This window comes from Nocardia sp. NPDC050713 (assembly GCF_040654315.1).
Lineage (GTDB): Bacteria > Actinomycetota > Actinomycetes > Mycobacteriales > Mycobacteriaceae > Nocardia.
In genome coordinates, this window is the sequence record NZ_JBFAHS010000003.1 from 487,851 (window position 1) to 501,647 (window position 13,797).

Here is a 13,797-nt window from a genome sequence, read left to right on the forward strand (position 1 = left end):
CATCGAGACCCAGTCCACGCGCTGGTGCTCGCCGCGACTCTGCCGCAGCTGGCAGGCCGGAAATCCGCGAACCGCGCGCCGACCGCAGAGCCGTTCGCGACCTCGGCCGCGTCGAGCGGGGCAGACTGGTCGGATGATCATCGAGCCGTTGCGCCAGGGCGCGATTCCCGAGGTGATCGCGCTGATGGAGCTGGGAATGCCCTACATCACCGCGCGCACCTACTCCGACTACTGGCTCTACGCGAACCTGTTCTCCTCGACCTGTCCGGTGGCGACCATCGACGGCCGGATCGCTGGCGCACTCGTCGCCTTTCGCAGCCAGGACGAACCGGCCGACCTGTACGCGCAGGATCTGATGGTCCATCCCGATTTCCGCCGCCGCGGCGTCACGCGCGCCCTGATGGACCAGCTGCGCGCGACCGCGGCGACGATGGGTTGCCGCCGGATCTACCTGACCTCGATGCCGGGCAACCACGCGGCCCACCGCACCTGGGCGGCGCTCGGTTTCCGGAACGTGCCCGGCGACCGGACCATCGACGGTGTCTCGGTCGTCTCCGACTTCAAGGGCCCCGGCAAGGCGCGGGCGGTCTTCGAACTGCCACTCGACGGATGAGCGCCGAAACCATTGGTGCGAGGGATTTTCGGCCGACAGAGCGCGGCAACTCAGGCCGCGCTGGTCACGCGGGCGGGCGGCTCCGCGAGTGCCTGTTCGCGCAGACTGTCGAGCGTGTTGGTGAGGATCCTGGAGACCTGCATCTGCGAGCAGCCGATCAGGCGTCCGATCTCGGCCTGGGTCCGGTTCTCGTAGAACCGCATGATCAGCACTCGACGTTCGCGCTCGGGCAGCGCGGCGATGAGCGGTCGCACCGCCATGGCGTCCTCTAGCAGGCGATAGCACGGTTCGACGGTGCCGAGAGTCTCCCGGATCGATGGCGTCCCGCCTTCCTCCTCGCCGCGTTCGGGAGTGTCCAGCGAGTCGGCGGTGTAGGCGTTGCGTGCGACGAGCGCCTGGGTTACCTCGGTCAGTTCGACGCCGAGTTCGGCGGCCAGCTCGCGCGCGGTGGGCATGCGCCCGAGCCGGTGGGTCAGCGCGTCGGTGGCGGGCCCGAGGCGCTGGTGCAGTTCCTTGATGCCGCGCGGCACCCGGACGGCCCAGGTGTGGTCCCGGAAGTGGCGGCGCACCTCGCCCATGATCGTCGGCACGGCGAAGGCGAGGAACGGCTTGCCCTGGGAGACGTCGAAGCGGTCCACCGCTTGGACCAAGCCGAGCAGCGCGATCTGCTGCAGGTCGTCGAGATCCTGGCCGCGGTTGGCGAAGCGGCGGGCGATATTGCCCGCCAGCGGCAGACACCGGTGCACGATCTCTTCCCGCAGCGCGCGGCGCTGCGGGTCGTCGGCGTCGAGGGCGGCCAGCTTCTCGAACCACGGTTCGATGTCGTCGTAGCTGTCGCCGGACTTCTTGGCGCCCGGCTTGCTCTCCGATGCCGAGTTGCTCATGGAATACCTCGCTCCCAACCGAATTCGACGTCGGTCAGATACCCGCGACCGCCGACGGCAAACGTCCGTCGAAGCCGGAATTCGTGCCGCCTGAGACCTCTTCGTATGGCGTCGCCGGTCAGCGGAGGCAGCGCAGGGCGCGGTCGGCGGCGTTGGCGCCGCACATGCCGTGCGCGCCGGGGCCGGGCGGTGTGGCGGCGGAGCACAGGTAGTGGCCGGGGAGGCCGAGGTCGTACGGCTGCAAGGTCTTTCGCGGGCCGAAGACGAGCTGGGGGATGTCCTTGGCGCCGGTCATGATGTTGCCGCCGACGTAGTTCGGGTTGTAGTCGGCGAAATCCGTTGTGGTGCGCACGTCGACGCCGAGGACGCGGTCGCGGAAACCGGGGGCGAAGCGTTCGATCTGGGCGACAATCGCTTCGGTGGCGTCGCCGGTGTAGCCGTGCGGGACATGCGCGTACGCCCAGATCGGGTGGATGTCGCCGACCGAGCGCCCCGGGTCCGCCAAATACTGCTGACCCACGAGCACGAACGGCCGCTCGGGCATGCGTCCGGTGTGGATGTCGCGCTCGGTCGCGGCGACCTCCGCGTAGGTTCCGCCCAGATGCACGGTTCCGGCCCGGCGGGCGGCCGTCGCGGTCCACGGGATACCGCCCTGCACGGCGAAGTCGACCTTGAAGGCGCCGGGTCCGTAGCGGAAACGCCGGAACGCCTTGCCGATTCGCGCCGGAAGCCGGTCGCCGAGGATCTCCGCGACGGCGGTGGGCGCCACGTCCCACATCACGACCTCCGCCGCGGGCAGATCGCCCACCGACCTGACCGGAGTTCCGGTCTCGATCTTGCCGCCGAGGTCGCCGAGCCGCGCCGCCATCGCGTCGGTGATGCGCTGCGAACCGCCCGCGGCGACGGCCCAGCCGTAGGCGTGGCCAGCGGTGAGGATGCCGAGGCCGATGCTCGCGCTGAGCGGCCGGTTCAGCGGGCGGAAGGCGTGGGCGGCGACGCCGCCGAACAGGCCGCGCGCCTGCGGCGTGCGGAAGGCCGCCGCGAGCAGGTCGGCGGAAATCAGCGCGGGAATTCCAAAGCGCGCCAAGCTCACCGGATGGCGTGGCACCCGCAGCAGCGGCCGCATGATGTCGGTGCTCATCCGGTCGTAGCGCGCGACGGGACGTTCGAACAGCAGCCGCCACGCACGACCGTCGGCGCCGAGACCGGCTGCCGTGTCGGCGATTGAGCGGTGCAACACACCGGCGCTGCCGTCGTCGAGCGGATGGACGCAGTCGATGTCCGGCCACGCCCAGGTCAGCCCGTAGCGAGCCAGGTCGAGCGACCGGAGGAACGGAGAGCCGACGGCCATCGGGTGGATGGCCGAGCACTGGTCGTGCAGCAGACCGGGCACGATCGCTTCCCTGGTCCGCGCGCCGCCGCCGATCTCGTCGGCGGCCTCCAGCACGGTGACCTGAAGGCCCGCCTCGGCGAGCACGATCGCCGCCGCGAGACCGTTCGGGCCGCTGCCGACCACGACCGCTGTGCTCATATCGCTCTCCGTTCCGGTGGTCATGGGTCAGCCGACGCGCGACGGCTCGGGTTCGCGGACCGGCGCGGCGGGTAGCGTCGCCGCCTCGTAACCCGCGCGCCGCCAGGTCACCTCGTGCGGGATCGGGCCGTCGGGCAGCCACGGCTGCGTCCGCACCGCGTCGCGCACCCGCCATTCTCCGCGCTCGACAACGCCGAGCGCCGCGTCGATGACCTGGTACCGCTGGACGCCGCGGTGGATCGGCTGGGACTCCACCCACACGATGATCCACTCGCCGGGCGCGAACCCGACGCGCGACTGCACCGCGTCGATCAGATCGATGTTGTGCAGGTGCCCGTCGCCGAAGTTGAAGCCGATCAGCGAGTTGCAGCCGAACTCGGCCTCGCGCACCGTCCACCGGTCGAGATCCGGAATGCGCTTGTACAGCAGCGAGAACAGTCCGCGGCCCTGGCTGTGCATGGACCGCCACGCGATGGTCTGCTGCATGGTGATCTCGGCGATCGCCTTCGGGTAACCCATGGCCTGCAACTGGTCGATCTGGTTCTTGGCGGGCCGGTGCGGCAGGCTGTTCAGCTTCTCCTCCGCGCCGGGCGCGAAGGCCCACAGTGCCGAGGCCCAGTTGCCCGCGTACTGCCGCATCGACGGCAGGAACGACACCAGATCCGGGCGCAGATTGCCGAGGACCGGGAAGAACACCAGCGCGGCGACGATGCCGAGGGTCAGCCACGGCGAGGACATGTCGGTCACGGCGTAGCCGTCGGCCGCGGGGTACCCGAGGAAGAGGAACACCGTCAGGTAGGCGAACAGGATGTTCCACTCCAGCGGCACCGCCAGCGGGAAGGTGGAGGTGATGAAGAAGTGGAACACCACCATCATCACCACGCCGGCGAGGGTCAACCAGTGGTTGGTCGAGAACAGCAGCACCAGCGGCGTGACGATCTCGACCGTGGTCCCGCCGACGTGCGCCAGGAACGAGGCGACCTTGGACGGGCGCAGATCACGCGGGAAGTCGCGGTAGTGCAGGCGCTTGATCCGCCGGAACGGCACGGCGGGGCTGTTCGACATCATCGGCGGAACCACGTTCGAGAAGTGGTCGCCGAATTTCGACACGCCCGCGCCGATCCAGACGGCGCAGATCAGCAGCTTCGCCGCGATGATCATGTCGACGAACGGCAGCGCCGCGAAGAAGATCAGCGCGGGCAGGTACTGCTCACCGCGCGCCGCGAGGAAGATCGTCTTGTCCCGCAGACCGCACAGGACATACAGCACGATCGGCGCGATCAGCAGCGCCGGATTCACCAACCCCGCCGTGTTGTCCGGCAGCGCGGTGCTCAGGGACGCGCTCGGGATGCCGGGACGCACGATCGCCGTCAGCAGCGAACCGAGGAACGCCAGGTACAGGCCGACGTCGACGATCGTGCGGGTGTCGCCGTTGGTGAACGGCACGTGCCGCCACGGCCGCAGGCGAATCGTGCCGGGCCGAGCCCAGAACAGGATGCCGCCGGTCATCGGCTTGAATTTGCCCGCGAGCGGACCCCAGGATCCGGCCAGGCCGATCGCCTCGAGCAGGATGGTCCAGAGCACCAGCTTCTGGTAGACGATCGGTTCGTTCCACCACTCGCCCACCGCCCAGAACGGTCCGACGCCGGAGGTCCAGGTCGCCAGCGCGACGCCGCCGACGGTGTAGAGCACGAGCAGTTTGGCGATATAGACGGTGTGGATCATTCGCGGGCTGCCGAACCCGTATTCCACCCAGTGCAACGCCAGCGCGCGCATGCGCTCGCGTAGCGGTTGGTCGAGGAATGTGTCCACGTCGACGGGCGGGAAATCTCCCGTTTTGAATCCCATTGTTCGAACCTTTCTCGCGATCGTTTTCGGGTGCACGGCATCGACATCCGTTCGCTCATCGATCGCGTTCGGACGGTGGCCGGTTCAGTTCTTACGGAGCCGAATTACTGTGCGGCTCAGGCAGGCGCCGCCAGGGCGCGCAGTTTTCTCTTGTCGATCTTGCCCACCGGATTGCGCGGCAGCGATTCGGTCAGATGAATGGCGACCGGCAATTTGACGCGGGCGAGCGAAACGCCGCAGTGCTCGAGCAGGGTCGCCGGCGTGAGCTCGGCGCCCGGCATGGCGACCACGTGCGCGACCGGCACTTCGCCGAGCACGTCGTGCGGCGCGCCGACCACGGCGGCCTCCAGCACGGACGGGTGCGCGTGCAGGACGTTCTCGATCTCCTTGGGGTAGATGTTCTCGCCGCCGCGGATGATCATGTCCTTGATGCGATCGACCAGCACCAGGTAGCCGTCCTCGTCGAAGTAGCCGACGTCGCCGGTGTGCAGCCAGCCGTCGACGACGGTCATGGCGGTCGCTTCCGGCCTGCCCAGGTAGCCGCGCATCACGTTCGCGCCCTTGATCACCACCTCGCCGCGTTCGCCCGCGCCGAGCAGGTCGCCGTCGGAATCCATGACGGCCACGGTCTGACCGGGCAGCGGCACCCCGACCGTGCCCGGCTTGCGCCGCCCGCGCGGCGGGTTCACCGTCGACGCGCAGGTGCCCTCCGACAGGCCGTAACCCTCGACTATCGGTACACGGAAACGGGTTTCGAAGCGCGCGATCAGTTCGGCGGGCATCGGGGCGGCGCCGCAGACCACCAGCCGCAACGACGAGGTGTCCGGCGTCCGCTCCGCGGCCTGGGCCACCAACATGGCGTAGATGGCGGGCACCGCGGAGAAGTAGGTCGGCCGGACGCGCTCGATCACATCGAAGAAGGTGGACGCGGAGAAACGTCCGGCGATGGTGGCGCGGCCGCCCGCCAGCAGCGGCGACAGCACGCTGACCACGATCCCGTTGACGTGGAACAGCGGCAGGATCAGCAGGCTGTGATCGGTCTCGTCCAGCCCGAGCGTCTCGATGAGCATGGCGCACATCGCGGCGATGTTGGCGTGGTCGAGCACGACGCCCTTCGGCTGTCCGGTGGTGCCGCTGGTGTAGATGATCAGGGCGGTCGCGTCGTCCTCGATCGCCACTGCGGGCACCGGCGCGCCGACCCCGACGGCGGGTCCGGCCACGTTGGCCACGTCCAGCGCGTGGAGTCCGCGTCCGCCTTCGGTGATCACGACTTTCGCGGCGCAGTCGGAAATCTGATAGTGCGCCTCGTCGAATGTCGAATCCGGCTTGATCGGCGTGACCGCGGCGCCGAGATGCCAGGCCGCGAAAAGGATTATGACCAATTCCAGGCGGTTCGGCAGCATTACCGCTACCACGTCGCCGCGCCGGACTCCGTGCGTGTGCAGAACGGTCGCGGCGGCCCGGACGCGGCGCGCGAAATTCTCGTTGTCGAGTTCTTCGCGATCGTCCGCGAGACAGGGCCCGGTCGGATTCCAGAGCGCCCGCACGTGGGGTATTTCGGCTACGTTCTGCACCATTTCCTCACCATCGAATGCGTACGTGACTCGGATTACATTTCCAAGGTAGATACCCGGCGAAGGCGGAGCTACGGGCCCGCATCCCAGAGTTTTCGGCGCGGGTTGTGCCGGTGGCACAAAAGGTTGGCGTAAGCGCCCGCCCGGGCCGCTGACCTGGCGTATCGTCCCGGAACAAATGAGCGAACCTGATGACCGGACGATCGACGGGGGCAGGCCACACGCCGAACCGAATGGCGGCGCGGACGCGGGCGGGAACGACGACGTCGAGTCGGCGGTCCGCGAGGTGGCCGAACGCATCAAGGCCGACCTGCCACGGCTGCTCGCGGACATGACCGCGATGTTCGCCGACATGATCGAGGAGTTCCGGCACGACGACGAGGTGCGGCGGCTGATGGAAGCCAGCACAGCCTCGAACCTCGCCGCGATCCTCGACCTGCTCACGCTGGGCATCTCGTTCGACGACCTCACGGTGCCGCCCGCCGCCGCCGAGTACGCCCGCCGGTTCGCCCAGCACGGGATGTCGTTGGAGGCGCTGCTGCGCGCGTACCGCCTCGGCGAGCACATGTTCGCCCAGACGGCGATGACCGTGCTGCGGACGCTCGATCCCTCGGCCGAGCTGGCGCTGGCGACCACCAGCCGGATCGCGGCGCGGATCAACCGCTACATCGACGGGGTCATCGAGGGCGTCATCGACATCTACGAGAACGAACGGCGGCGCTGGGACGCCCGCACGGACGCGACGCGCGCCGCGCAGGTCAAAGCGGTGCTCGAGGGGGAGGAGCTGGATCTGGCCTCGGCGGAGCAGATGCTGGGGACCTCGCTGCGCGGCTGGCATCTCGCGGCGGTCATCTGGACGCCGCCCGGCTCCGCGGCCTCCTACGACCTGCTGCGCACCGGCGTGGGCATGCTCGCCGCCGCGACCGGCAAGCAACCGCTCACCATCCTCGTCGACGAACACAATTGCTGGGCGTGGATCTCCTCGACGGGCAAGCCGTCGCTCGATCCGGCCGTGCTCGAAGCCGAGTTGCGCAAGCAACCGTCGCTGCGGATGGCGGTCGGAGATCGAGGGGCCGGGCTCGCCGGGTTCCGGCAGACGTTCCACGACGCGCAATGCGCGCGCGGCGTGGCGGTCACCGCCGCCAAGGTACGTCAGCTCACCCTATATCCCCGGGTCGCCGTGGCCGGTCTGCTGAAGGACAGTCTCCCGGACGTGCGGGTGTGGGCGCGGCGAGTGCTCGGCGATCTGATGCGCGACGACGAATCGACGGCCCGGCTGCGCGAGACCGCCCAGGTCTACCTCGACGCGCGCGGCAGCCTCACCGACGCGGCCGCCCGCATGCACGTGCACAAGAACACCGTGCACTACCGGATCCGCAAAGCCGAAGAGCTGCTCGGTCATTCGCTCGGCACCAACCGGCTCGACGTCGAGATCGCGCTCATGGTCTGCGCTCAATTCGGTATCACGACAACGGGTTCCGCACGGGAATGACAGTCCCGTCGCCGGATGCGGTGTCAGCAGATCGGTGGCCGGTGGTCGGCTTCCCGGTGGCTCGGTGGTGGGGCCTGGTGGTCGGCTTCCCGGTGGCTCGGTCGTGACGCCTGGTGATCGGCTCTCCGGTGGCTCGGTGGTGGGGCCTGGTGATCGGCTCTCCGGTGGCTCGGTGGTGGGGCCCGGCGGTCAGCTCCCCGGCGACTCGGTCGTGACGCCTGGTGATCGGCTTTCCGGTGGCTCGGTGGTGAGGCCCGGTGATCGGTTCCCCTGGGGCTAGGTGGCAAGCCTCGGCGGTGGGTCACCCGGCGACTCGGCGGTGGGCACCGCGCAGCGGGTTCGCCACCGGCGACTTGATCGCGGGCAGGGTGATGGACATGCGGACGCGGGTGCCCCGTCCGTTGTGGTCGATCTCCAGTTCCTCGGTGAGCGCGCGCATCATGTCGATGCCGCGCCCGCGGTGACCGGGATCGGCCGAGCGCGGCTTCCATGTCCCGGTGTCGGTGACCTCGATGACCACCCGTTCGGTGTCGCATTCCGCGCTCAACCGCACCCGTTCGGTCGCGGCCGCGCCGTTGCGGTAGGCGTGCTCGATGCTGTTGCTGCACGCCTCGTTCGCAGCGGCGACCAGGTCGGAGGCCAGATCGTGCGGCACGGCCGCGGCGGCGAACCAGGCCTTGAGCTTGCGGCGCATGCCGGAGAGTTCGTCGGCGTCGGCGGGGACGTCCAAGCGCAGCGGCGCGGGCGGCTGCCGATACACCACCATCGCGACGTCGTCGTCGTAGCCGGCGGCCGGGCGCAGCCGGGAGAGCACCGCGTCGGCCACCTCGCGCGGCAGCTTGCCCGCGGTGTCGGCGAGCACGGCCGCGATCTTGGCGAAACCGTCGTCGATGTCGACGCCACGCTGCTCGACCAGCCCGTCGGTGAACAGCACCAGCGTCGAGCCCGGGGTCAGCGCGGTGGTGGCCTCGGGGCGGCGCGGCATGTCGAAGGTGGCCAGCGGCACCGAGCGCCCGCCCTCCAGCAGCCTGCCCGGCTTGTCGACGTCGGCGAGGATGGGCGGCATGTGGCCCGCGCTGCTGTAGCGGACCAGTCCGCGCACCGGATCGAGCACGGCCGCGCACACCGTGGTGCACATCGCGCCGGGAATGCGGCTCGCCACCGTGTCGAGTTCGGCGAGCAGCTGCGCGGGCCCGGCTCCGCGCAGCAGCAAAGCCCTTCCCGCCGAGCGCAATTGGCCCATCACCACGGCGGCCGACAGCCCTCGGCCCACGCAGTCGCCGACCACGACGCCGATGGTGCCGTCGCGCAGCGGCACCACGTCGTACCAGTCGCCGCCGATCTCCAGCGGCGGCAGGGCGGGTTCGTAGTGCACCGAGAACCGCGGCGGCAGTTCGATGGGACCGAGCATGGCGCGCTGCAAGGTGAGCGAGGTGGCGCGGGCCTGATCGAAGTTGCGCGCCCGCTGCACCGCCAGACTCAGGTGCCCGATCAGCAGCGAGAACAGCGTCCAGTCCGCGGCACTGATGGCGCGCGGCGCGGCGAAGCGCAACCACAGTGCGGCGTCGCCGGTTTCACCGAGCGGGGCGACGATCCCCTCGGAGCTCTCCGCGCCTTCCGGAATCGCGAACAGGCTGCGCGGCGGCCTGCGCCGGGCACGTTCGAGCAGGGCGCGCGCGGAGTGGTCGAGCGCGGCGGGGTCGGTCTCGACTCCCGTACCGCTCGACGGCTCGACGGTCCCCGAGACGTAGACCTCGGGCTCGGCATTGCGGCTCGGCCACACGGTGACCACCGCGGACTCGGCGCCGACGGTGCGCCGCAGTTCGTCGAGGCCGACCGCGAGCACCTCGACCACGCTGGTCGCCGCGCCCACCGCGGTGGCCAGCCGGGAGGCGGCCTGGTCGCGGGCCTGCGCGTCGTGCTCGGCGGTGACGTCGCGGATGGTGCCGACGTAGATCAGCTCGTTGTTCTCCGGCTTGACCAGCGCGCTGGTGCTCACCGCCAACCACAGCTGCCGCCCGTCGCGGTGCCGGATCGGCAGCACGAAACGCAATGCCTCGGTACCCAGATCGGGATAGCGCGGCCCCGCGGGCAGCGACCACGGGTGCGGCACGGCGTACGGCACGTCCGCGGGGCCGTAGCCGGTGAGCGCGCCGAAGGCGGAGTTGACCTCGACGATGGTGCCGCGCGCGTCGGCGACGAAGAATCCGTCCTGCAGCGATTCGACGAGCGCGGTGCGGAAGGCGTCGCGGCCCGCGAGATCGTCTGCGCGCGAACGCTGTTGCTCGTAGCGGCGCGTGCCGTCGAGGTAGCCGCGGGTGGCGATGTCCAGCGCGGCGAGGGTCTGCAAGAGGAATTCGAGTGCGGTCTCGGCGATTCGCGGTTGCGGTGCGGTACCGCTCTCCGCGGCGGTGTCGATCAGCGGCTCGGCCGCGGTGTCGATCAGCGGCTCGGCCGCAGTGTCGATCAGCGGCTCGGCCGCGGTGTCGATTCGTGGCTCGGCCGCGGTGTCGATCGGCGGCTCCGCGGTGGCGCCGGTCTCGTACTCGGCCTGTTCGGCCTCGGTGGCGAGCCGGAAGTGGTTCTCGGTGAGATCGAGCAGGCTGATGCTCTCGACCAGCGCGCGCCTGCCGAGGTCGTAGCCCTCGGACAGGCTGTCCTGACTCGGGGCGGCCAGGTGGCGGCGCAGCGCGGCGGCGTAGGCGTCCAGGAATTCGGCGAGCACGGTGCTCATGGGCGACCGCCGATCACGACCCCGCCTCGCCTGCACCCCGCTGCATCGGTCATGACGCCCCGTTCGTCGTCCCGCCGCGGTGCCGGGCGGCCAGCACCAGGGCGTCGTCGGTGTCCTTGGCATGCCTGGACAGGATCTCGGAGGTGATCTCCGCCGTGGACCTGGAAAGGTCGATGCCCTCGGCGGATTCGGTGACGATGCCGTCGGTGGTCATCAGCAGCAGGTCGCCCGCGCGCACCTGCACGGTCTGCGGTTGCAGGGTCTGCGGTAACCGGTAGCCCACGATCCCTCCCGTCTGCAGGACCGCGGCGCGCACGGTCAGCCCGGCCGGGCTCGCGGAGAGCACCCGGCAATCGACATTGCCGACGCCGAGCCAGCGGATGATGTCGGTGTCGTCGAACAGTGCCAGCGACACCGCCGCGCCGCGGGTGTCGGCCATGGCCCGATGACACAGCACCATCAGCACGTCCAATGGCTCGGAACGATTCTCGGCGAGCACCTGGGCGGCACGGTCGGCCGCGTCCGCGGCGGCGGCGCCGTGGCCGAGCCCGTCGAGTACGGCGAACAGCACCGTGCCGCCGCCCGCGTCCAGGACGACACAGCGATCACCGGAGATGTGCTGGCCCGGTAACGCGCGACCGGCCACCGCCCACTCGATTCGGCCGATGAACCCGTCTTCATGCACCGTTGGGTACCCACTTCCACATTTCCACCAACGTGCCGCGACCGGGCGCGGAGTCGATCGTGAGCCGATCCATCAGCCGTCGCGCGCCGGGTAGTCCGAGGCCGAGGCCCCGGCCGGTCGAATAGCCGTCCTCCAGCGCGCGGGGAATGTCGCGGATGCCCGGCCCTTGGTCCCGCGCTTGGACCACGAGAGCTTGGCGGCCCTCGCGGTCGTCGACGGACAGGCGGATTTCACCGGTACCCGCGTAACTGGTGATGTTGCGGGCGATTTCGGAGATGGCCGTAGAGATCATGGTGCAGTCGGTCAGGGAGAAGCCGAGCTTCGCTGCCAATTCTCGTCCTGCTTGTCGTGCTGTCACGATGTCGCTGGACAGCTTGACCGCGATCACCACGTTCTCAGCGGCCACTGTCACGACCGTCTCGCTGGCGGCGTACGGAAGACTTTCGGTCCAGCCATGCCAGTCCTTCTTCGAGGTCGAGGGCGGTGTGCATGTCCTCGAAGGTGAGTCCTAGCTGCACCATGGCGAACGCGACCTCGGGTTGCAGTCCGACGATGACGGTCTCCGCCCCGCGCAACTGGGTCATGTGCGCGATGGTGCGCAGCGATCTCGCGGCGAAGGAGTCCATCACGTCGATCGCCGTCACGTCGACGATGATGCCGTGCGCTCGGTATCTGCTGACCTGTTTCATCAGGTCGTCCTGCAGGCGCTCGGTATCGGCGTCGGTCAGTGCGGACTGAACCGACGCGATGAGATAGGTGCCCTGCTTGAGAATAGGTACCGGCATCGCAGGGACTCGATCAGCGTCCGTCGCGTTCGGAAACCCGATCGGTCACCCGGGTCACCTCGTAGCCGAGCAGGCGTTCGGCTTCCTCGATACCGCCCTGGAGGTCGCCGACCGCGTTCATCTTCGACAGGTCCAGGCCGATGGTGACCAGGGTCAGCGCGATCTCCGAGGAGAGGCCGGTGATGATCACGCTGGCGCCCATCAGGCCGGAGGCGTCGACGGTCTGCACCAGGTGGTTGGCGACGGTGGAGTCGATCGTCGGCACACCGGTGATGTCGATGACGACGACCTTGGCGCGGTTGTGCCGGATGGCGCGCAGCAGCTGTTCGGTGAGCTGGCGGGCGCGCTGGCTGTCCAGCACGCCGATGATCGGCAGGATCAGCAGCTGCTCGCGGACCTGGAGCACCGGGGTGGACAGCTCGCGGATGGCTTCCTGCTGCTGGCGGATGACGCGCTCGCGCTCCTGCACGAACGAGATGGCCACGGTGCTCGCGATGCGGTTGGCGGCCGGTTCGTAGGCGTCGAGCGCGTGGTTGAGCAGCTCGAAGTTGGACTGGTACTTCTCGAAGAGCGAGCGCGCCAGCACATCTCGTAGCAAGAGCACGATGCCGAGGACCTCGTCGGTCTCGACTCCTCTCGGGATGATGCGCTCGGACAGGTCGCGCGCGTATGCCTGCAGCGCTTCGACGCTACCGGTCTCCAGCACCTCGACGTAGTTGTCGTAGATGGAGGTGGCCTCGGAGAAGATCTCCTCCGGGGTCATGGCGGTGAGCAGCTGGGCGTCTGTGATGCGGCGCGCCCATTCCTCGCGCAGCGCGGTGCGGTTCTGGCGCAGGTGCTCGACCAGCTGCGGCAGCAGGTTGTCGACCGGTCCCGCGGCCAGCGAGTCCGCCGAAAGGCTCATGGACACCTCGGACATGGAAATTCCAGCCCCTTTCGACGGGTAGGTCGGTAAACGTCGTGCGCTCGGCCGTGGCCGAGTCCGAGCCTAGTCATACCCCATCCCGATTGCCGCCGAAACCTACGGGTTGCTCGTGCGCAATTCACGTGCGCGCCACGAATCCGCGTTCCAGTGCGAGCAGGGCCTCCTCCAGGTACACGGTGAGATCGGCGTCCGCCCGGCGCAACCAGGCGTCGAACGCCGCGCGTGCCGCCGCGAGGGTGGCGCGGCCGACGGCCATCGGGATCAGCGCGTCCTCGGGTTCGCCGAGTCGTCGCCCGGCGAACGCGCTCACCGCCCGCTCCCAGGCGTCGTAGTGCGCGCCCGCCGTGGCGGCCAGCGCGGGCACGGTGGCGATCAGGTGCATGCGATTGCGCAACTCGGGCACGTCTTCGGCGCGATAACGGTTGGCGTTCACCACGACTCGGCGCACGGCCGTCATCATCGGCACGTCGTCGGGCACCGTCGCGAAGTCCGCGCGCAGCGCGGCGACCTCGTCGTCGAACTGGTGCCAGAGCACCTCGGCCTTGGTGGGGAAGTAGCGGAAGAAGGTGCGCCCGCTGATGCCCGCGGCGGCGGCGATCTGGTCGACGGTGGTGTCGTCGAAGCCCTGCTCGGTGAACAGGCGCATGGCGATGACCTCGAGCTCGCGCTTGGTGGTGCCGCGGGGCCGGCCCCGGGTGGTCCGCGTCGTCGTCACGGAGCCATTAT

At 69.4% G+C, this 13,797-nt stretch carries 12 protein-coding genes; 2 read left to right on the forward strand and 10 right to left on the reverse strand.

Translation table 11 applies throughout. The features are described from left to right. Positions 1–133 precede the first annotated feature (133 nt). Positions 134–613 (forward strand): GNAT family N-acetyltransferase, encoded by a 480-nt coding sequence (locus tag AB0H49_RS08790; RefSeq protein ID WP_355002487.1) that lies wholly within the window; start codon positions 134–136, stop codon positions 611–613. Between the two features lie 50 nt (positions 614–663). Here the strand turns inward: AB0H49_RS08790 and AB0H49_RS08795 are convergent, their stop codons facing one another. The 4 genes from AB0H49_RS08795 to AB0H49_RS08810 all read right to left on the reverse strand — a co-directional run bounded on the left by AB0H49_RS08795 (position 664) and on the right by AB0H49_RS08810 (position 6,453). Beyond that, positions 664–1,497, reverse strand: coding sequence for an RNA polymerase sigma factor SigF (locus AB0H49_RS08795; protein WP_355002488.1), 834 nt, complete (start codon positions 1,495–1,497; stop codon positions 664–666). Positions 1,498–1,615: 118 nt separating this feature from the next. Continuing rightward, positions 1,616–3,028, reverse strand: coding sequence for an NAD(P)/FAD-dependent oxidoreductase (locus AB0H49_RS08800; RefSeq protein ID WP_357248939.1), 1,413 nt, complete (start codon positions 3,026–3,028; stop codon positions 1,616–1,618). A 27-nt stretch (positions 3,029–3,055) separates the two neighbouring features. Further along, on the reverse strand, positions 3,056–4,876 hold the full coding sequence (locus tag AB0H49_RS08805; protein ID WP_357248942.1) for a DUF3556 domain-containing protein: 1,821 nt from the start codon (positions 4,874–4,876) through the stop codon (positions 3,056–3,058). Positions 4,877–4,992: 116 nt separating this feature from the next. After that, positions 4,993–6,453 (reverse strand): AMP-binding protein, encoded by a 1,461-nt coding sequence (locus AB0H49_RS08810; RefSeq protein ID WP_357248945.1) that lies wholly within the window; start codon positions 6,451–6,453, stop codon positions 4,993–4,995. Between the two features lie 175 nt (positions 6,454–6,628). On the opposite strand from AB0H49_RS08810, the gene AB0H49_RS08815 reads away from it, so the two are divergent. After that, entirely contained in the window at positions 6,629–7,942 is a 1,314-nt protein-coding gene (locus AB0H49_RS08815; protein WP_355002492.1) for a helix-turn-helix domain-containing protein, read from the forward strand. A gap of 301 nt (positions 7,943–8,243) precedes the next feature. Here AB0H49_RS08815 and AB0H49_RS08820 read toward each other — a convergent pair whose 3' ends face one another. From AB0H49_RS08820 to mftR, 6 genes are all read right to left on the reverse strand, one after another. Beyond that, positions 8,244–10,676: a SpoIIE family protein phosphatase gene (locus tag AB0H49_RS08820; RefSeq protein ID WP_357248949.1), complete on the reverse strand. Its 2,433-nt coding sequence runs from the start codon at positions 10,674–10,676 to the stop codon at positions 8,244–8,246. 49 nt (positions 10,677–10,725) lie between these two features. After that, the gene (locus tag AB0H49_RS08825) at positions 10,726–11,361 is read right to left on the reverse strand and encodes a SpoIIE family protein phosphatase (RefSeq protein ID WP_355002494.1); all 636 of its coding nucleotides are present in this window, start codon (positions 11,359–11,361) and stop codon (positions 10,726–10,728) included. Then, positions 11,354–11,767: an anti-sigma regulatory factor gene (locus AB0H49_RS08830; RefSeq protein ID WP_141811885.1), complete on the reverse strand. Its 414-nt coding sequence runs from the start codon at positions 11,765–11,767 to the stop codon at positions 11,354–11,356. The genes AB0H49_RS08825 and AB0H49_RS08830 overlap by 8 nt, the downstream gene beginning before the upstream one ends. Then, positions 11,757–12,146: an STAS domain-containing protein gene (locus AB0H49_RS08835; RefSeq protein WP_067781095.1), complete on the reverse strand. Its 390-nt coding sequence runs from the start codon at positions 12,144–12,146 to the stop codon at positions 11,757–11,759. Before AB0H49_RS08835 ends, AB0H49_RS08830 begins: the two co-directional genes overlap by 11 nt. A 13-nt stretch (positions 12,147–12,159) precedes the next feature. Further along, positions 12,160–13,065, reverse strand: a complete 906-nt coding sequence (locus tag AB0H49_RS08840) for an STAS domain-containing protein (protein WP_141810165.1) — start codon at positions 13,063–13,065, stop codon at positions 12,160–12,162. A gap of 124 nt (positions 13,066–13,189) precedes the next feature. Next, positions 13,190–13,786: a mycofactocin system transcriptional regulator gene (mftR, locus tag AB0H49_RS08845; protein ID WP_355002495.1), complete on the reverse strand. Its 597-nt coding sequence runs from the start codon at positions 13,784–13,786 to the stop codon at positions 13,190–13,192. Between the last annotated feature and the right edge of the window lie 11 nt (positions 13,787–13,797).

Bases quoted from the DNA above. Each gene is read 5' to 3' on its own strand.
- AB0H49_RS08790 (WP_355002487.1), top strand. From the start codon at position 134: ATGATCATCGAGCCGTTGCGCCAGGGCGCGATTCCCGAGGTGATCGCG.
- AB0H49_RS08805 (WP_357248942.1), bottom strand. From the start codon at position 4,876: ATGGGATTCAAAACGGGAGATTTCCCGCCCGTCGACGTGGACACATTC.
- AB0H49_RS08820 (WP_357248949.1), bottom strand. From the start codon at position 10,676: ATGAGCACCGTGCTCGCCGAATTCCTGGACGCCTACGCCGCCGCGCTG.
- AB0H49_RS08810 (WP_357248945.1), bottom strand. From the start codon at position 6,453: ATGGTGCAGAACGTAGCCGAAATACCCCACGTGCGGGCGCTCTGGAAT.
- AB0H49_RS08840 (WP_141810165.1), bottom strand. From the start codon at position 13,065: ATGTCCGAGGTGTCCATGAGCCTTTCGGCGGACTCGCTGGCCGCGGGA.
- AB0H49_RS08835 (WP_067781095.1), bottom strand. From the start codon at position 12,146: ATGCCGGTACCTATTCTCAAGCAGGGCACCTATCTCATCGCGTCGGTT.
- AB0H49_RS08800 (WP_357248939.1), bottom strand. From the start codon at position 3,028: ATGAGCACAGCGGTCGTGGTCGGCAGCGGCCCGAACGGTCTCGCGGCG.
- AB0H49_RS08795 (WP_355002488.1), bottom strand. From the start codon at position 1,497: ATGAGCAACTCGGCATCGGAGAGCAAGCCGGGCGCCAAGAAGTCCGGC.
- AB0H49_RS08815 (WP_355002492.1), top strand. From the start codon at position 6,629: ATGAGCGAACCTGATGACCGGACGATCGACGGGGGCAGGCCACACGCC.